18 protein-coding genes are annotated in these 18,210 nt (G+C 56.3%); 14 read left to right on the top strand and 4 right to left on the bottom strand.

From position 1 onward, the window contains the following. Positions 1-219 precede the first annotated feature (219 nt). The gene (locus ACP7BO_RS21230) at positions 220-1,392 is read left to right on the top strand and encodes a pyridoxal phosphate-dependent aminotransferase (RefSeq protein ID WP_397454838.1); all 1,173 of its coding nucleotides are present in this window, start codon (positions 220-222) and stop codon (positions 1,390-1,392) included. Then, positions 1,392-2,099, top strand: coding sequence for a DNA/RNA nuclease SfsA (sfsA, locus tag ACP7BO_RS21225; protein ID WP_426212594.1), 708 nt, complete (start codon positions 1,392-1,394; stop codon positions 2,097-2,099). Before ACP7BO_RS21230 ends, sfsA begins: the two co-directional genes overlap by 1 nt. Here the strand turns inward: sfsA and ACP7BO_RS21220 are convergent. Next, a complete protein-coding gene (locus ACP7BO_RS21220) occupies positions 2,082-2,420 on the bottom strand; it encodes a Rieske (2Fe-2S) protein (RefSeq protein WP_426212592.1) in 339 nt (112 codons plus the stop codon). The genes sfsA and ACP7BO_RS21220 overlap by 18 nt on opposite strands. A 175-nt stretch (positions 2,421-2,595) precedes the next feature. On the opposite strand from ACP7BO_RS21220, the gene ACP7BO_RS21215 reads away from it, so the two are divergent. Genes ACP7BO_RS21215 through ACP7BO_RS21205 form a run of 3 tightly spaced genes read left to right on the top strand, consistent with a single transcriptional unit; the run spans position 2,596 to position 5,272 of the window. Continuing rightward, entirely contained in the window at positions 2,596-3,471 is an 876-nt protein-coding gene (locus tag ACP7BO_RS21215; protein ID WP_426212590.1) for a heme/hemin ABC transporter substrate-binding protein, read from the top strand. A 50-nt stretch (positions 3,472-3,521) separates the two neighbouring features. Beyond that, a complete protein-coding gene (locus tag ACP7BO_RS21210; protein WP_426212588.1) occupies positions 3,522-4,505 on the top strand; it encodes a FecCD family ABC transporter permease in 984 nt (327 codons plus the stop codon). Further along, positions 4,388-5,272 (top strand): heme ABC transporter ATP-binding protein, encoded by an 885-nt coding sequence (locus ACP7BO_RS21205; RefSeq protein ID WP_426212705.1) that lies wholly within the window; start codon positions 4,388-4,390, stop codon positions 5,270-5,272. Before ACP7BO_RS21210 ends, ACP7BO_RS21205 begins: the two co-directional genes overlap by 118 nt. Before the next feature lie 232 nt (positions 5,273-5,504). Here ACP7BO_RS21205 and ACP7BO_RS21200 read toward each other — a convergent pair whose 3' ends face one another. The 3 genes from ACP7BO_RS21200 to ACP7BO_RS21190 form a co-directional block, all read right to left on the bottom strand. Further along, the gene (locus ACP7BO_RS21200; RefSeq protein ID WP_060695266.1) at positions 5,505-5,777 is read right to left on the bottom strand and encodes a TfoX/Sxy family protein; all 273 of its coding nucleotides are present in this window, start codon (positions 5,775-5,777) and stop codon (positions 5,505-5,507) included. A 248-nt stretch (positions 5,778-6,025) separates the two neighbouring features. After that, positions 6,026-6,367, bottom strand: a complete 342-nt coding sequence (locus tag ACP7BO_RS21195) for a pentapeptide repeat-containing protein (protein WP_397454831.1) — start codon at positions 6,365-6,367, stop codon at positions 6,026-6,028. An 89-nt stretch (positions 6,368-6,456) separates the two neighbouring features. Further along, positions 6,457-8,013 carry an AAA family ATPase gene (locus ACP7BO_RS21190; protein ID WP_426212585.1) on the bottom strand — a complete coding sequence of 519 codons (1,557 nt, stop codon included), beginning with the start codon at positions 8,011-8,013 and terminating at the stop codon, positions 6,457-6,459. A gap of 117 nt (positions 8,014-8,130) precedes the next feature. Between ACP7BO_RS21190 and mrcB the strand changes: the two genes are divergently transcribed. The 9 genes from mrcB (at position 8,131) to msrQ (ending at position 17,948) form a co-directional block, all read left to right on the top strand. Further along, complete coding sequence (gene mrcB, locus ACP7BO_RS21185; RefSeq protein WP_073510065.1) at positions 8,131-10,455, top strand: penicillin-binding protein 1B; 2,325 nt, start codon at positions 8,131-8,133, stop codon at positions 10,453-10,455. A 16-nt stretch (positions 10,456-10,471) separates the two neighbouring features. Next, the gene (locus ACP7BO_RS21180) at positions 10,472-11,209 is read left to right on the top strand and encodes a tetratricopeptide repeat protein (protein ID WP_397454828.1); all 738 of its coding nucleotides are present in this window, start codon (positions 10,472-10,474) and stop codon (positions 11,207-11,209) included. Next, positions 11,209-11,538 carry a YqcC family protein gene (locus ACP7BO_RS21175; RefSeq protein ID WP_060695255.1) on the top strand — a complete coding sequence of 110 codons (330 nt, stop codon included), beginning with the start codon at positions 11,209-11,211 and terminating at the stop codon, positions 11,536-11,538. The genes ACP7BO_RS21180 and ACP7BO_RS21175 overlap by 1 nt, the downstream gene beginning before the upstream one ends. Positions 11,539-11,970: 432 nt before the next feature. After that, positions 11,971-13,695 carry an acetolactate synthase 3 large subunit gene (locus ACP7BO_RS21170; protein ID WP_397454827.1) on the top strand — a complete coding sequence of 575 codons (1,725 nt, stop codon included), beginning with the start codon at positions 11,971-11,973 and terminating at the stop codon, positions 13,693-13,695. A gap of 2 nt (positions 13,696-13,697) precedes the next feature. Then, the gene (gene ilvN, locus ACP7BO_RS21165) at positions 13,698-14,189 is read left to right on the top strand and encodes an acetolactate synthase small subunit (RefSeq protein ID WP_019410366.1); all 492 of its coding nucleotides are present in this window, start codon (positions 13,698-13,700) and stop codon (positions 14,187-14,189) included. A gap of 49 nt (positions 14,190-14,238) precedes the next feature. Beyond that, positions 14,239-15,255 (top strand): ketol-acid reductoisomerase, encoded by a 1,017-nt coding sequence (gene ilvC / locus ACP7BO_RS21160; protein WP_060695253.1) that lies wholly within the window; start codon positions 14,239-14,241, stop codon positions 15,253-15,255. Between the two features lie 144 nt (positions 15,256-15,399). Beyond that, a complete protein-coding gene (gene pssA, locus ACP7BO_RS21155) occupies positions 15,400-16,257 on the top strand; it encodes a CDP-diacylglycerol--serine O-phosphatidyltransferase (RefSeq protein ID WP_073510063.1) in 858 nt (285 codons plus the stop codon). Between the two features lie 63 nt (positions 16,258-16,320). After that, positions 16,321-17,334, top strand: a complete 1,014-nt coding sequence (msrP, locus tag ACP7BO_RS21150; protein WP_426212581.1) for a protein-methionine-sulfoxide reductase catalytic subunit MsrP — start codon at positions 16,321-16,323, stop codon at positions 17,332-17,334. Further along, positions 17,334-17,948, top strand: a complete 615-nt coding sequence (gene msrQ, locus ACP7BO_RS21145; RefSeq protein ID WP_426212579.1) for a protein-methionine-sulfoxide reductase heme-binding subunit MsrQ — start codon at positions 17,334-17,336, stop codon at positions 17,946-17,948. Before msrP ends, msrQ begins: the two co-directional genes overlap by 1 nt. The last annotated feature ends 262 nt before the right edge of the window (positions 17,949-18,210 follow it).

Raw genomic sequence — 18,210 nt, 5'->3', positions numbered from 1 at the left:
TCGGGCCGCGCTACTCCCGGTTGTCTAGCCCGTTGCCAGTGGCCATGTGAAGAGCCTGTGATGCTTGAGATTAGTGGCTGAATAATAATTTTAGCCGAGCTATGACTAGTGCTTGCGCTGATTGGTTCTACTGGCTGGCAATCTAAGACTGTAATTAGCTCTACCTGGCGCCAGTGCTTGGGTAGAATCGGGCTTTTGCTTACCCAGGAAGGCAGGCTCATGGCTCAGTCTTACAGTGCGCGCAGTCGCGCGATCGAACCGTTCCACGTGATGGCGTTGCTGGCGCGTGCCAACGAGTTGCAGGCGGCGGGGCACGACGTGATTCACCTGGAAATAGGTGAGCCGGACTTCACTACGGCTGAGCCGATTATTGCTGCCGGGCAGGCGGCGCTGGCCGCCGGTAAAACCCGCTATACAGCGGCCCGGGGCTTGCCGGAGTTGCGCGAAGCCATCTCCGGGTTTTATCAGCAGCGTTACGGTCTGAACATTGATCCTTCGCGCATTCTGATTACGCCCGGAGGCTCCGGCGCGTTGCTTTTAGCCAGCAGCCTGCTGGTGGATCCAGGCAAGCACTGGCTGCTTGCCGACCCCGGCTACCCCTGTAACAGGCACTTCCTGCGCCTGGTTGAAGGTGCGGCGCAGCTCGTTCCTGTTGGTCCGGACGTGCGTTATCAACTGACGGCCGACCTGGTTGAGCGCTATTGGGATCAAGACAGTGTAGGAGCGCTGGTCGCTTCGCCGGCGAATCCGACCGGCACGATCTTGAGCCGTGATGAACTGGCCTCTCTATCGGCAGCAATCAAGGCACGTAACGGGCATTTGGTCGTGGACGAGATTTATCACGGCCTGACCTATGGCTGTGATGCGACCAGCGTGCTGGAAGTCGATGACAGTGCTTTTGTGCTTAACAGTTTCTCCAAGTATTTCGGCATGACTGGCTGGAGACTAGGCTGGCTGGTAGCGCCACCGGAAGCTGTAGCTGATCTGGAAAAACTGGCGCAGAACCTCTACATCAGTGCTCCGAGCATGGCCCAGTATGCCGCCCTGGCCTGTTTTGAGCCGCAGACGCTGGCTATTCTGGAGGAGCGCCGCACCGAGTTTGGGCGTCGTCGCGACTTTCTGTTACCGGCTTTGCGTGAGCTTGGGTTTGGTATTGCAGTAGAGCCTGAAGGTGCGTTTTACCTGTATGCCGATATCAGTGCGTTTGGTGGGGATGCCTTTGCATTTTGCCGGCACTTCCTTGAAACGGAACATGTGGCCATTACTCCTGGCCTGGACTTTGGCCGTTTTCAGTCAGGTCACCACGTACGTTTTGCCTACACCCAGAGTCTGCCGCGGTTACAGGAAGCCGTTGAGCGGATTGCCCGCGGCCTGCAGAGCTGGAAAGGCTGATGCGCTTTTCTCCGGCGTTGGAAGAAGGGCGTTTGCTCAAGCGTTACAAGCGTTTTCTGGCTGACATTGAAACGGCTTCGGGCGAGTTGATGATCATCCACTGCCCGAACACCGGCTCGATGCTTAATTGCATGGTGGAGGGCGGGCAGGTCTGGTTCAGTCGCTCCAACGACCCCAAGCGCAAGCTGCCGGGGACCTGGGAAATCAGTGAGACCCCGCAAGGACGGCTGGCGTGTGTGAACACCGGGCGTGCCAATCGCTTGATCGAGGAAGCACTGCTGGCCGGGTTGATCACCGAACTTGAAGGCTTCACTGCGCTCAAGCGCGAAGTCGCTTACGGGCAGGAAAACAGCCGGATTGATTTTCGGCTGGAGTACCCCGACGGCTATGCCTTTGTCGAGGTTAAAAGTGTCACCCTGGGCTTTGATGACTCGCGGGTGGCAGCATTCCCGGATGCAGTGACACAACGCGGTGCCAAGCACTTGCGCGAGTTGGCGACTCTGGCCCGGGAAGGGGTGCGTGCCGTGCAACTGTATTGTGTCAATCTCACGGGGATCGACGCGGTCCGTCCGGCTGAGGAAATCGACCCGGGTTACGCCGCTGCGCTACGCGAAGCGGTTGCCGCCGGGGTGCAGGTGCTGGCTTATGGTGTAAGCCTTACATCTGATGCGGTAGTGGTTGATCGTCGCTTAGAGGTCATCCTCTGAGGCTGGTGGCGTGATCCAGATGCCTTGACTGTCTTCGCGGCAGTCAATGGCGGTCAATGACTGACCGGCACAGGGCCCGGCAACGCATTCGCCCGTTTCAATCAAAAACAGCGCGGCGTGGGTCGCGCACTGGATCAGGCTGGCACTGGAATCGAGGAATTGGTCCGGCTGCCATTCCAGCGGCACACCGCGGTGCGGACAGCGATTTTTATAGGCATAAACCTGGCCATTGCGGCGAACCGCAAGCAAGCGCATGCCGTTGTATTCGAAGCCGCGGCTGCTACCTTCAATCAGCGCCTTCGAGGTGCATAAAAACTTCATGACAATCCTTAATGGCACCTAAACGTCTGGTCAGTGGCGCGGGTTGTGGCGGGTTATAGGTTGACGTGCAAATGCAAACAATTATCAAATAGCTGCTTGCTCTGCAATGTGCTGTTTTCACGGGGTGGCAATCCCTTTGTCGCGCTGGGCCCTATTTATCTAGGAACGTCACTGTATGCGCTTGAGTACCCGCCTGATTACGCTCTGTGCAGGCCTTATGATCAGTCATGCCGCTTTGGCTGGCGAGTTGCCACAACGCTGGGTCAGTGCGGGAGGTGCGCTTTCGGAGTGGGTCAGTGCGTTGGGGGCAGAGTCTAAATTGGTTGGGGTCGATACCACCAGCCAACATCCTGAATCACTGAAGTCGTTGCCCAGCATCGGCTATCAGCGCCAGCTCTCGGCGGAAGGCATTCTGAGTTTGAAGCCGGATGTGTTGATAGGCACCGATGAGATGGGGCCGCCGCCTGTTTTGGCGCAGATTCGTAGCGCCGGAGTGCCGGTCGAGATGTTTTCGGCGCAGGCCGACCTGGCTAGCCTGGAAGCGACGCTCACGCATTTGGGGCGTCTGTTGGGTGACGAGGCGCAAGCCGCACAACTGTTCAAGGATTACCAGCAGCAACTGCAGGCGCATCAGCAGCAAGTCAAACAAGCTAAAGCTCATCATCAGGAACCTGGAGTGCTGCTGCTGTTGGGGCATGCAGGCGGCAAGCCTTTGATTGCCGGCAAGGGCACCGCGGCGGACTGGTTACTGACTCAGGCGGGTGGCCATAACCTTGCCACTCATACCGGCTATAAGCCGTTTTCGGTCGAGGCTCTGGCCGGGCTTAACCCCGAAGTATTGGTATTTGCTGATCGTAGCCTTACAGGCGAAGAGGCCCGCAAGGCACTGATGAAAGAGAACCCGATTCTGGGCTCGATCCGTGCAGCCAGGAACGGTCGGGTCTACGAGCTGGATCCGACTCTGCTGGTGGGAGGCCTGGGGCCGCGTCTGCCGGCCAGTTTGAAGCAGCTGACGGCCGAGTTTTATCCAGCCGCCGCGGCCAACCCATGAGGACGCTGGTCAAGCCTCGCTCTTTATTTGTTGGTCTGAGTGCGTTGTGTTTGCTGGCGATCTGGTTATCGCTGGCGCTGGGGCCCGTGAGCTTGCCGTTATTTGACACTTTGCGGGCCGCACTGCGCATGGTCGGCGTGCCGATTCAGGGCGACGGGCTGGAGCAGGCCGAGTTGATTCTGGGCCAGATCCGTTTACCCCGCACGCTACTGGGGCTGGCGGTTGGCGGTGTGCTGGCGCTGTCGGGTGTGGCCATGCAGGGGCTGTTTCGTAATCCTCTGGCGGACCCGGGTCTGGTCGGTGTTTCCAGCGGTGCAGCTTTGGGTGCGGCAATTGCGATTGTCGGTGGCTCGGCGTTTGGCGGCCTGCCCGATGTTTTTGGCCCGTATCTGCTGTCCTTGTGTGCATTTATGGGCGGGCTGGGTGTTACGGCGCTGGTCTACAGGCTGGGCCGGCGCAACGGGCAGACCAATGTGGCCGTCATGTTGCTGGCGGGGATCGCGCTCACTGCGCTGGCCAGTTCTGCGGTAGGACTGTTCACCTATCTGGCCGATGACGCGACATTACGTACGCTGACGTTCTGGAATCTGGGTAGCCTCAATGGCGCCAGCTACTCGCGGCTATGGCCCCTGCTGATTGTTACCGCAGGTGTCGCCTTGTGGTTGCCTCGCCGGGCCAAGGCACTCAACGCGTTGCTGCTTGGCGAATCAGAAGCCAGTCATTTGGGGATCAATGTTGAAGGCCTGAAGCGCGAGCTGGTGTTTTGCACGGCATTGGGTGTCGGTGCGGCGGTCGCAGCGGCAGGCATGATCGGTTTTATTGGCTTGGTGGTGCCGCATTTGGTGCGATTGCTGGCCGGGCCCGATCATCGTGTCCTGTTGCCCGCGTCCGTGCTGGCGGGAGCCGCGCTGTTGTTATTCGCCGACCTGATCGCCCGGCTGGCCCTGGCGCCGGCAGAGCTGCCTATCGGGATTGTTACTGCATTCCTGGGAGCACCTTTCTTTCTATATTTACTGCTGCGAGGCCGCCACTGATGCTGCGCACAGAAAACTTACAGATACGTCGCGGGCAAAAAGTGGTCCTTTCTGACGTCACCCTTGATGTGCGACCGGGCGAAGTGCTGGGTGTGTTGGGTCCTAATGGTGCAGGTAAAAGCACATTGCTGGCGGCATTATGTGGGGAGCTGGCGCCAACCGCAGGTCAGGTCTCGCTGGACCGGCAAGCCTTGAACCAGTGGAAAGGCTCCGAGCGTGCACAGCGTCTCGCCGTGCTGCCGCAAACCTCCACTCTGGACTTTGCATTTCGTGTCGAAGAAGTTGTGGGTATGGGCCGATTGCCCCATCAGACCGGTTATGCCCGAGATGCTGAGATTATTGAAGCTGCCTTGCAGGCTGCGGATGTTGAGCATCTGACGGGGCGCAGTTATCTGGCGTTGTCGGGCGGTGAACGCCAGCGCGTACATTTGGCACGGGTGCTGGCGCAATTATGGCCGGGGCAAAACGGCCAGACGCTGTTGCTCGATGAGCCCACCTCAATGCTCGACCCTTTGCATCAACACACCACATTGAAGGCGATACGTGCCTTTGCCGATCGCGGCGCTGCAGTGCTGATTATCCTGCATGACTTGAATCTGGCTGCGCGGTATTGCGACCGCTTGCTTCTGCTCGAAGAGGGGCGGGTGTGTGCACTGGATTGCCCGCAGGCAGTGCTGCAGCCGGCGTTGCTCAAGGCTGTGTTCGGTCTGGATGTGCTTGTGCAGCCGCACCCCGAACTTGGCCACCCGGTCATCATTGCACGCTGACAGATAGCGCCAGACGTTCTTCGCCGGGGTTTTCGGCAGACAAAAAAAGACCCGGCAAGAGCCGGGTCAAATAACCGTGATTAGCCTGATGAGGAGATTTTCTGAGAGTCCGAACCAAGGGCCTTCCAGAAGATCCACTGGCCTCGCGACCAGATGGCGTAATAATAACAATTCTCATTACGCTGTCAACAACTGTTTTTTCTTCTTCCCGCCGCCGTTGTAAAAATCTATGTCAGGCCTTGTGTGCAGCCGATAACAGTTCTACCTGTCGATTCAGCGCCTCTTTACGTTCTGCGGGGATATCGTTCCAGTGAACATCCTGTAGGGCACCCTCGATTGCATATAGCAGCACTTTCGAGGCTCTGAAGCCTCGTGCCTTGACCGCCCGATAAGCATTGGCAGCACCCAGACGTTTCAAATCCGAAGCGTTGTGAATGCCCACAGCGTGTAGCCATTGCGACGACGTTTTTCCAAGATTTTTCAGATGCTGGAGTTCATCGTTCATCAGCCCTCCTTGCGACGGCATGAGCTCAGCGGTTACGGGACAAAACGACTAGTACAAGAGTGTAGCGTCAGGCAGAAAACTCGCCCTTTAATAGTCGTTTTTGGAACAAGCAGGCGAGGACAGTATTGGGAAATTGAACTAAAGAAATGTCAGCCCAGGTTCGTGAGGTAGAGAACAGAGCGTTTGCAGTAAAGATACGTGCGCGAAGCGTCGCTACGCGGTAGCGCAGGAGCTGTGTCGTAATTGCTTTATTTGATGCTGTACCGTAAGCGGGTGCCGAATTTGACTGACATCAGAATCTCATCTGCGGTCAGTTCCACCGGAAAATACGTGCCTGAGATTTGTGCATGAGCCAGGCTGGCACCTTCGATGCTGGCTGTACGAAGATCGAGCCCGCACAGGTCGGCTGAGCGAAAGTAAGCATCGGTAAAGTCCACGCCTTCGGCATTCAGTTCGCGTAAATCCAGTCCGCGAAAGTCTCCGCCGCGCATGTCGATGGGGCCGGCAGGCCGCTGTTGGTTAAACCCGCGTATATCGTCTTCATGGAGTAATGCATAGAGCGCCGAATCAAGCAGTGCCGGGCGGCTCATGGGGTAACTCCTGCAGAGAGCGGGTAATACTATAGTGCCACTATTGATGCGCCGTGAAACCATTGCGGTCTCACGGCGCGCCAGAGTAATTACAAGCCTGGCAGGCGCTGGCGGATGTCAGCAATCAGGGTGTCGAGACTTTTACTGTTATGGGTTTCCACGCGCTTGCTACGCAGGACTTCATCCGCGCCCAACGCCTCGCGGCTCACTTGCTGTGCTTTGACCACTTCAATGGTCGCGTCTGATGGGTCGGTACCAATGCTTTGGCGATGAGCCAGCCAGCCTTCGATCACTGCGTCTGGCGCGGTGCAGTCGAGGATCAGGCAGGGCACGCCGGTGGCCTCTGCCACTTTGGCGGCAGCATCGCGCTGATCACGCTTGAGGTAGGTGGCATCAATTACCACCGGGAAACCTGCGCGCAGTACGATCCCGGCCAGCTCATGGAGCTTGTTGTAGGTTGCAACGCTGGCATCCGCGTTATAGATGCCATCGCCTACCGCATTTTCGGCGGTTTGTTCGCCGAACAGTTGCTTGCGAACAACGTCTGAGCGTAAACGAATGGCCCCCAGAGACTCGACCAGACGCATGGCTACGGAGCTTTTGCCTACAGCCGATACGCCGTGGGTAATGGTCATAAAGCGAAAAGGGATAGTGCTGTAGCTTTCTGCCAGGTTGGCGTACTTGCGATATTGCTGCAGGGTAGCTTTACGTTGAACCGGGCTGGCTTCTGCCGGCATGCTGAACAGGCTGACTTTGGCGCGAACCAGTGCGCGGTAGGCCTTGTAGAAGTTCAGCAGCTCAAGCCCCTGATAGTCGCCGGTCAGCTCCAGGTACTGGCTGACGAAGCGTCGGGCCAGGGATTTCAAGCCACGGTCTTCAAGGTCCATCGCCAGAAAAGCCGCGTCGGCGTACACATCGGTAAAGCGGAACGGCTCGTTGAATTCGATGCAGTCGAAGATGACGACCTTGCCATCAATAATGGTGGCGTTGCCCAAGTGAATATCACCGTGGCATTCACGAATAAAACCTTCAGCCTTGCGCTGCTCAAAAAGCGGCTTCAGGCGGGTAAAGCTTGCCTCTGCCCAGGCCTGGAGCGCATCCAGTTGCTGCAAGTCAGCTTTGTCTGAAAGGAATGGGCGAATTTGCTCGAAATTCTGGCGGACCGGGTCCATCACCGCTTCGGGTGAGCCTTGGTAGTGCTCCAGAGGGACATGCGGCGCCTGGCTATGGAAACGGGCGATCTGCTGGGCCATTTCGTCGATATGCGCAGCCGTCAGTTCGCTATTGGCTTGCAAGGTGCTCAGCAACTGGCTTTGTGGGAACTGGCGCATTTTCAGAACGTATTCCAGCGCAGGGCCTTCGCCGCCCAGAACCGGCGCTTCAGCGGTGCCGGTAATCGGCAGTACCTCAAGGTACAAGCCTTCTGTCAGCCGCTGGTTCAAACGTAGCTCTTCATTACAGAAGTGCTCGCGTGCGCTGAGCCCGGTAAAGTCAAGAAAGCCGAAGTTGACCGGTTTCTTCATCTTGTAGGCGTAAGGCCCGGTGAGAATGACCCAGGAGATGTGCGTCTCGATTACCTGAAATCCATCGACTTGATGCGGGTAAAGGTCCGGGTTCTTCAGGGCAGCAATCAGGTTCTGGCTCACGGTTGATCCTTCAAGGTTTAGAAAATTAATGGTCGCCATTATGGCTGCTGACAGCGGTAGTGCAAACCGCCGGGCTGCGCATGATGAACATGAACAAAGTGCGTATAATCTCGCGCCATGACTCGTACCCGATCTCCTCGTTCCCGTAAAAAACCTCCTTCTGGCGGCCTGCGCCCTTGGCTGGGCTGGGCTCTCAAGCTCAGTCTGGTTGGCCTGGTAGTGCTGGCAGGTTTTGCCATGTACCTCGATGCCATCGTTCAGGAGAAGTTCTCCGGCAAGCGCTGGACCATCCCTGCCAAGGTTTACGCTCGCCCGCTCGAGCTGTTCGTCGGCCAGAAACTGAGCAAGAACGACTTCCTTACAGAACTCGATGCTCTGGGCTATCGTCGCGAAAGCGCTGTCAGTGGGCCCGGTGTTGCTGCGGTTAATGGCAATACTGTTGATCTCAACACGCGGGGTTTCCAGTTCTATGAAGGCGCTGAACAAGCACAGCCGGTGCGGGTTCGGTTCTCTGGTGACTACGTTGCAGAGCTTTCGTCGACCAACGGTTCCAAATTGCCAGTGGTGCGCCTGGAGCCGTTGCTGATTGGCGGCCTTTATCCGAAGAACCTTGAGGACCGCATCCTGATCAACATTGATCAGGCGCCTCCGTTCCTGCTGGACACGTTGGTAACCGTAGAAGACCGGGACTTCTATCATCACTTTGGCGTGTCGCCGAAATCGATCGCCCGTGCCATGTGGGTGAACACATCGTCCGGGCAAATGCGTCAGGGTGGCAGTACCTTGACCCAGCAGCTGGTCAAAAACTTCTACCTGACCAACGAACGTAGCCTGAGTCGCAAGCTGACCGAGGCCATGATGGCGTTGCTGCTGGAACTGCATTACGACAAGCGCGAGATCCTGGAAGCGTATCTGAACGAAGTATTTGTCGGTCAGGACGGGCAGCGCGCCGTGCACGGCTTTGGTCTGGCCAGTCAGTTTTTCTTCAGTCAGCCCCTGGCCGAGCTTAAGTTGCATCAGGTGGCATTGTTGGTAGGTATGGTCAAAGGGCCTTCGGCCTATAACCCGCGTCGTTACCCTGAACGTGCGCTGGAGCGCCGCAATCTGGTGCTCGACCTGCTGGAGCAGCAGGGCGTTGCTACGGCTGAACAGGTGGCTGCGGCCAAGAAGATGCCATTGGGCGTGACCAAGCGCGGCAGTCTTGCAGACAGTTCGTTCCCGGGTTTCCTGGATCTGGTCAAGCGTCAGCTGCGTGAAGATTATCGCGATGAAGATTTGACCGAGGAGGGACTGCGCATTTTCACCAGCTTCGACCCGATCCTGCAGATGAAGTCGGAAGCTGCCGTCGGTGAGACCTTTAAACGCCTTGCAGGGCGCAAGGGGTCTGATGAGGTTGAAGCCGCGATGGTGGTGACTAACCCGGAAACCGGCGAAGTTCAGGCGCTTATTGGCAGTCGCGTACCCGGCTTCGCGGGGTTCAACCGTGCGCTGGATGCGGTTCGTCCGATCGGCTCGCTGATCAAGCCTGCGGTGTATCTCACTGCACTTGAGCGGCCTAGCCAGTACACGCTGACCAGTTGGCTGTCGGATGACCCGCTGTCGATCAAAGGCGCTGACGGGCAGATATGGAAGCCCCAGAACTATGACCGTCGCTCTCACGGGACGATTTTTCTGTATCAGTCGATGATGAACTCCTACAACCTGGGCACAGTCCGGTTGGGTCAGGAAGTTGGCGTGCCTAATGTGCTCAAGACCTTGGCGCGACTCGGCGTTGAACGTCAGTTCCCTGCATTCCCGTCCATGCTGCTGGGTGCTGGCGCGCTGAGCCCGATGGAGGTGGCGACGATGTATCAGACGCTGGCCAACGGCGGCTTCAATACGCCGATGCGCGGGATCCGCAGTGTATTGACGGCAGAAGGTCAGCCGCTCAAACGCTATCCGTTCCAGATCCAGCAGCGCTTCGATCCGGGCTCTATCTACCTCATTCAGAACGCCATGCAGCATGTAATGCGCGAAGGTACGGGTCGCTCTGTCTATAACGTGTTGCCTAAAAGCCTTGCGCTGGCGGGCAAGACCGGTACCAGTAACGATTCCCGTGACAGCTGGTTTGCAGGGTTTAGCCAGGACTTGCTGGCGGTGGTCTGGCTGGGGCGCGATGACAATGGCAAAACGCCGTTCACCGGAGCCACTGGCGCCTTGCAGGTATGGACCAGCTTTATGAATAAAGCCGATCCGTTGCCGCTTGATATGCCACAGCCCGATAACATTGTTCAGGCCTGGATTGATCCGCATACAGGGCAGGGCTCTGATGCCAGCTGCCCTGGCGCGGTGCAGATGCCGTATATTCGCGGCAGTGAGCCACCTGCGGGGGCCAGTTGTGGCGCCCAGGCGCCTGCGACAGGCGATGCCGTGATGGATTGGGTCAAGGGCTGGTTGAATTAAGCAAAGAGGGTTTGACGTGAATAAGTGGTGGATTCCGGCTGTTTCAGCCCTGGCTTTGCTCAATGGTTGTGCCAGCGTGCCGCAGGGTTCGATCCCTGTGGTCGATTCCGGTGTGCCGGTATCGAACAGCGAGCGCGTTTCGTCCCAGCGTACGGCGAATAATTATCCACAGGCTACGGCGCAACGGACAGCTCAGCCCCGGGCGATCACCGAGGATTCGGGTGTGGTTGTGATGATCCCGGGTGGCGGGGCAGCTGTCTCGACACCGATCAGCAGTCAGCCGTTTACACCGGGGCCCATTACTCCGGGCCCGGCAGCAGCTCCGATTACCACTGGCAGCTATACACCAAGTACGACGTACAGAGCTCCTGCGCCGATCACTGCGAGCGGCATTCCGTCCAGCAGTGGCGGTCTTGCTGCCGATGAGCAGCTGGATGGTCCGGTGCTGGCGCTGTTGACGACTGCTCAGCAGCAACAATCGAGTGGCGACCTCAATGGTGCTTCGTCCAGTCTGGAACGGGCACAACGCGTAGCGCCTCGTGAACCGCAAGTGCTGTATCGTCTTGCCCAAGTACGCATGGCTCAAGGCGATGCAGCTCAAGCAGAGCAGTTTGCCCGTCGCGGTCTGACCTTCGCCAGTGGACGTCCGGATTTGCAGGCAAGCCTGTGGGGTTTGATTGCCCAGGCCCGTGAGAAGCAGGGCGATGCAGCTGGCGCGGCACTGGCTCGTCAAAAGGCCAAGGTGAGTCTGTGATGGATGCGCGTTTTGCATCGCTTGCTGACCAGTTGTTGCTCATAGAACGTGAGTTGCGTGTGCAAGGGTGGTGGGATGAAGTGTCCCCCAGCCCCGAAGCCTTGAGCAGCGTTGAGCCTTTTTCTGTGGATACCCTGGACTTTCATCAGTGGCTGCAGTGGGTTTTTCTGACAAGGATGAAGCAAATCCTGGAGCAGGACCTGCCACTGCCAACGGTGTCGGGGATTCTGGAGATGGCCGAGATGGTTTATGCCGATCGGCCACAGGAAAGCCTGGGGCTTCGCACTGCGCTGAAAAAGTTCGATCAACTGATCGTCAACGCTGGTTAATTGCCTGACTGCCGGGTTTTTCGGCAGTCTCGCGCATATTTCTACCACTTTGCGCCATTTAGGCGAGTTTTATCCCTCCTCAAGCCGCTTTCTTCTACGTTCTCATGCGCTTAGATGGAAAAAAGCGCAATTACTGCTTGACTTGGGGAGGCTGAAACAGAAGAATCGAAAGTCCGCTGTAGAGGGACTGCCAGAAGCAGACTCTCTCAGCAGATCATGAGGCGCACACCCGCGCCGACTTGTAACACCCGCAACGCGTTACCTCGCGCTGGGTGGGAAAACCCCGCAACATTTGGGGCGCTCCCAATACTTGCTCAGTCAGTGCTGACGTAGTCGGCGACCACCGTCGCTCATGCTCTGCTGAAAAGTAAACCTATTAAGACCCGTTCGAATTTTTACGGACGGTATTCTGGCGTTTTAGAGGTGAACAACGTGGAGCTTTTATCTGGCGGTGAGATGCTCGTCCGCTTTTTGCGCGACGAAGGTGTCAAATATATCTACGGGTACCCGGGCGGTGCTCTCCTTCACGTATACGACGCATTGTTCAAAGAGCCGGATGTTACCCACATCCTGGTTCGTCACGAACAGGCTGCAACCCACATGGCAGACGGCTATGCCCGTGCTACCGGTAAAGCCGGTGTAGTGCTGGTTACCTCCGGCCCGGGTGCGACCAACGCCATTACCGGTATTGCGACTGCCTACATGGACTCCATCCCGATGGTGATCATTTCCGGCCAGGTGCCCAGCACCATGGTAGGAACCGATGCTTTCCAGGAAACCGACATGATCGGTATCTCCCGGCCCATCGTGAAGCACAGCTTTATGATCAAGCATGCTTCGGAAATCCCGGAGGTCATGAAAAAAGCGTTCTACCTTGCACAATCCGGCCGTCCTGGCCCGGTCGTGGTCGATATCCCGAAAGATATGACCAATCCGGCTGAAAAGTTCGAATACGTTTTTCCGAAAAAGGCCAAGTTGCGCTCTTATAGCCCGGCGCTACGGGGCCATTCGGGGCAAATCCGCAAAGCAGCCGAAATGCTTCTGGCGGCCAAGCGTCCAGTTCTGTATGCAGGCGGCGGCGTTATTCTGGGTGGCGGTTCGGCACCTCTGACTGAGCTGGCCAAAATGCTCAACCTTCCGGTAACCAACACGCTGATGGGCCTGGGGGCATACCCTGGCACTGATCGTCAGTTTGTCGGCATGCTCGGCATGCATGGCAGCTACACGGCCAACATGGCGATGCATAACGCGGACGTGATTCTGGCGGTCGGTGCGCGCTTTGATGACCGTGTCATTAACGGCCCTTCCAAATTCTGCCCGAATGCCAAGATCATCCATGTAGATATCGATCCGGCATCCATCTCCAAGACCATCAAGGCAGACGTGCCGATTGTAGGTCCGGTGGAAAGCGTGATGAGCGAAATGGTCGCGATCCTCAAGGACATTGGCGAGAAGCCGGATGCTGAGGCGGTTGCCAGTTGGTGGAAGCAAATCGACGAATGGCGCGGTGATCGCGGGTTGTTCCCTTACGACAAGGGTGACGGGAGCAAGATCAAGCCACAAGCCGTGATCGAAATGCTCTGCGAAGTGACCAAGGGCGATGCTTATGTAACGTCCGATGTGGGCCAGCACCAGATGTTTGCTGCTCAGTATTACCGCTTCAACAAGCCTAATCGCTGGATCAACTCTGGTGGTCTGGGAACGATGGGGTTCGGCTTCCCGGCTGCCATGGGTGTGAAACTGAGTTTTCCTGACGCTGACGTTGCTTGCGTGACAGGCGAGGGCAGTATTCAGATGAACATTCAGGAGTTGTCGACTTGCCTGCAGTATGACCTGCCAGTAAAGATCATCAGCCTGAACAATGGCGTTCTTGGCATGGTTCGCCAGTGGCAGGACATGAACTACGGCAGTCGCCATTCGCACTCTTATATGGAGTCGCTGCCTGACTTCGTCAAGCTGGCCGAGGCGTATGGGCATGTCGGGATCCGCATCACTGATCTGAAAGATCTGAAGCCGAAGATGGAAGAAGCCTTCGCCATGAAAGATCGCCTGGTGTTCCTGGATATCCAGGTCGATACCAGTGAGCACGTTTACCCGATGCAGATCAAAGATGGCTCCATGCGTGACATGTGGCTGAGCAAGACGGAGCGTACTTAATCATGCGGCACATTATCTCCTTGCTTCTCGAAAACGAACCCGGTGCCCTGTCTCGCGTTGTCGGTCTTTTCTCGCAACGTAACTACAACATCGAAAGCCTGACTGTGGCACCGACTGAAGACCCGACCTTGTCGCGTCTGACGCTGACCACTGTCGGTCACGATGAGGTCATTGAACAGATCACCAAAAACCTGAACAAGCTGATCGAAGTAGTCAAACTGGTTGACCTGTCGGAGAGCGCTCACATCGAGCGTGAACTGATGTTGGTCAAGGTCAAGGCAACAGGTGCGCAGCGCGCAGAAATCAAGCGTACGACGGATATTTTCCGTGGGCAGATCGTTGATGTCAGCGCCAGTGTGTATACCGTGCAATTGACCGGCACAAGTGACAAGCTCGACAGCTTCATTCAGTCGATTGGTACCGCGTCGATCCTGGAAACGGTTCGTAGTGGCGTTACGGGCATAGCTCGTGGCGACAAAGTACTCAGCATCTAAATCTAACAATTAGTAAATGGCCTGAATGGCCTGGATATAAGGGAAAATCATGAAAGTTTATTACGACAAAGACTGCGACCTTTCGATCATCCAGGGCAAGAAAGTAGCCATTATCGGTTACGGTTCCCAGGGTCACGCCCAGGCGTGCAACCTTAAAGACTCCGGCGTAGACGTTACTGTTGGTCTGCGTAAAGGTTCGGCAACTGTTGCCAAGGCCGAAGCTCATGGTCTGAAAGTAACTGACGTTGCCAGCGCTGTTGCCGCTGCTGACCTGGTCATGATTCTGACCCCTGACGAGTTCCAGTCTGCGCTGTACAAGGACGAAATCGAGCCGAACATCAAGAAGGGCGCCACGCTGGCCTTCTCCCATGGCTTCGCGATCCATTACAACCAGGTTGTTCCGCGTGCTGACCTTGACGTGATCATGATCGCGCCAAAAGCTCCGGGCCACACCGTGCGCTCCGAGTTCGTCAAAGGCGGCGGTATTCCTGACCTGATCGCGATCTACCAGGATGCTTCCGGTAACGCCAAAAATGTAGCGCTGTCGTACGCAGCCGGCGTGGGTGGCGGTCGTACCGGCATCATCGAAACTACCTTCAAGGACGAGACTGAAACCGACCTGTTCGGTGAGCAGGCTGTTCTGTGTGGCGGTACTGTTGAGCTGGTCAAAGCCGGTTTTGAAACGCTGGTTGAAGCGGGCTATGCCCCGGAAATGGCTTACTTCGAGTGCTTGCACGAGTTGAAGTTGATCGTTGACCTCATGTACGAAGGCGGTATCGCCAACATGAACTACTCGATCTCCAACAACGCCGAGTACGGCGAGTACGTGACTGGTCCGGAAATCATCAACGCTGAATCCCGTCAGGCAATGCGCAACGCTCTGAAGCGCATTCAGGATGGTGAGTACGCGAAGATGTTCATCTCCGAGGGCGCTACTGGCTACCCGTCGATGACCGCCAAGCGTCGTAACAACGCTGCTCACGGTATCGAAGTTATCGGTGGCCAATTGCGCTCGATGATGCCTTGGATCGGCGCGAACAAGATTGTCGACAAAGAAAAGAACTAAGTAAAAGCGTATGAAGAAAACGCGGCCTAGGCCGCGTTTTTTCGTTTAAGCAGCGGCTTCTGGTATAAAGCAGGATCGTTTGCGGATCAGTGTCGATCCGCAGACCTCTACTGAAACTTTTCATATCGTTGCAAGGTAATGTCCATGAGCGAACGTCCCGAAGAGCCAAAACAGGCTTCTGACGCCGATAGCCTCCTGCCTATCGATGAGCATGTCGAAGAAGGGCATGACGCTGAAGGCCGCAAAGTCCGGCATCGTGGTATCTATCTGCTGCCGAACCTGTTCACTACGGCGAACCTCTTCGCCGGTTTTTATTCCATCATCAGTTCCATGAGCGCCCAAAGCGCAATGAGTGCGGGCGATGCTGCTGGTGCCAGCAAGTATTTTGCATTTGCGGCAATTGCGATTTTTGTCGCGATGGTGCTGGACGGTCTTGATGGTCGTGTTGCCCGTATGACTAACACCGAAAGTGCGTTTGGTGCCGAATACGACTCCTTGTCGGACATGGTTGCCTTTGGTGTTGCTCCCGCCTTGCTGGCTTTCGGCTGGGCATTGGGAGATATGGGTAAGGTTGGCTGGATGGTGGCATTCATTTATGTAGCGGGTGCCGCGTTGCGTCTGGCGCGTTTTAATACGCAAGTCGGAACAGCTGACAAGCGTTACTTCATTGGTCTGGCCAGCCCGGCTGCGGCGGGTGTGGTGGCGGGTATTGTCTGGGCGTTCAGCGATTACGGAATCCAGGGTTCGAAAATGTCGTTCTTGGTGGCCTTGCTGGTAGCTGCCGCGGGCATGCTGATGGTCAGTAATATCAAGTACAACAGCTTTAAAGAGCTGGACTTGAAAGGGCGCGTTCCTTTTGTAGCGATCCTGGCTGTGGTCCTGGTATTTGCTGTTGTGTTCAGCGATCCGCCGCGCATCTTGTTGCTGGCTTTCCTGGCCTATGCCGCCTCGGGTCCGATCCAGTATTTGTTGCGTCTGCGCCGTAACAAAGCCGCGGAGTGATGTAATTTCTCCCGAACTCCGTAGTCTATTGGTGCATCAGTCCTCCAATACTACGGAGTTGCCATGCTCATCAAGCTGCCTAAAGCGTCCGACTGCAAAGAGTCGGACGTTACGCCTGAACCTTTCTATTTATCCCGTCGTGCGCTACTGGGTAGTTCCCTTGCCGGATTGGCCGTGGGTGCAATTCCGCGCTGGGCGAATGCAGATGATGCGGCCCGCTATGCCGGTGTAGAGTCGGGCAAGGCGCCGGGCTGGTTTGCCGAGAAACTGCCGCAGACCAAGTGGCAGGCAGTCACGGTCAAGGACGAGGCGATTACGCCATTCAAGGATGCAACGCATTACAACAACTTTTACGAGTTCGGCACTGATAAGGGCGATCCTGCCCAGAACGCGGGTGCTTTGAAAACAGAGCCCTGGACTGTAGTGGTGGATGGCGAGGTGGGCAAACCAGGGCGATACGCCCTCGAAGATTTTATGAAGCCTTACCAGTTGGAGGAGCGGATTTACCGATTGCGCTGCGTTGAAGCCTGGTCAATGGTGATCCCGTGGATCGGCTTTCCAATTTCTGCATTGCTCAAGCAAGTGGAGCCGACCTCTAAAGCCCGATACATACGTTTTGAAACCTTGCAGGATCCAAAGGTCATGCCGGGGCAGCGCTCAGGTTTTGCGTTGATTGACTGGCCCTATGTTGAAGGCTTGCGGCTGGACGAGGCCATGAATCCGTTGGCGATACTGGCAGTGGGCATGTATGGGCGCGAATTGCCCAATCAAAATGGCGCACCGCTGCGTTTGGTGGTGCCCTGGAAGTATGGTTTTAAGAGCGTTAAGTCGATTGTGCGGATCAGTCTGGTCGAGGAGCAGCCCAAGACTACATGGCAAAGCATTGCTGCGGATGAATACGGTTTCTACGCTAATGTGAATCCGCAAGTCGATCATCCGCGCTGGACTCAGGCGCGTGAGCGGCGTTTACCGAGCAGTCTGTTTAGCCCGAATGTGCGTGATACCCAGATGTTCAACGGTTACGCCGATGAAGTTGCTTCTTTATATACCGGTCTAGACCTGAGGAAGAACTACTGATGCGATCAGGTCTGTGGCGTCTAAGTGTCTTTATTGCAGCTGCTGTCTGGCCCGTATTTTGGCTGTATGAAGCCTGGAGTTTGGCTTTGGGGCCTGATCCGGGGAAGGTGCTGGTCGATCGGCTTGGATTGGGGACGCTGATTCTGCTGTTGGTGACTCTCTGTATGACTCCAATGCAGAAACTCACTGGCTGGGCAGGCTGGATTGCAGTGCGCCGTCAATTAGGTTTGTGGTGTTTTGCGTACGTAGTCTTGCACCTGTGTGCCTATTTGGCCTTCGTGTTGGGGTTCGACTGGTCGCAGCTGGGCGTGGAGCTGCGTAAGCGGCCCTACATTATTGTCGGGAGTTTGGGGTTTCTGTGTTTACTGGTATTGGCTGTGACTTCAAACCGCTATAGCCAGAGGCGTTTGGGGGGGCGCTGGAAGAAGCTCCATCGTCTGGTCTATGTGATTTTGGGGCTAGGTTTGCTGCATATGCTTTGGATTGTGCGGGCGGACCTCAAGGAATGGTCAATCTACGCCTTTATAGGTATTTGCCTGCTACTGCTGCGCATTCCTGCAGTTATGCGTCGAATTCCTCGTCTATATAAGAAGAAGCCGGTATCGGTGGTCTAAATCTGAATTAGCCCTTGACTCAAAATTCTAACGGCCTATAATTCGCCCACTTCCGGCGCAGTCGAAACGGAAAACTCCTTGAGATTCAATGAGTTGGATGGTTCTTCGGCAGTGTCAGCTTCAAGTCATCGAAGTAGGAAATAAGGTGTTGACAGCAGCGTGTAACGCTGTAGAATTCGCCTCCCGCTAACGAGAGATCGAAAGCGCAAGTGGTTGATGTTACAAAGGAAACTTTGAAAACATCCTAAAATAACCGCTTGAC

The organism is Pseudomonas sp. TWR2-1-1, from assembly GCF_049897045.1.
Lineage (GTDB): Bacteria > Pseudomonadota > Gammaproteobacteria > Pseudomonadales > Pseudomonadaceae > Aquipseudomonas > Aquipseudomonas versuta.
The sequence above is the reverse complement of the archived record's forward strand: the minus strand, read 5'-3'. Positions and strand labels throughout refer to the sequence as shown.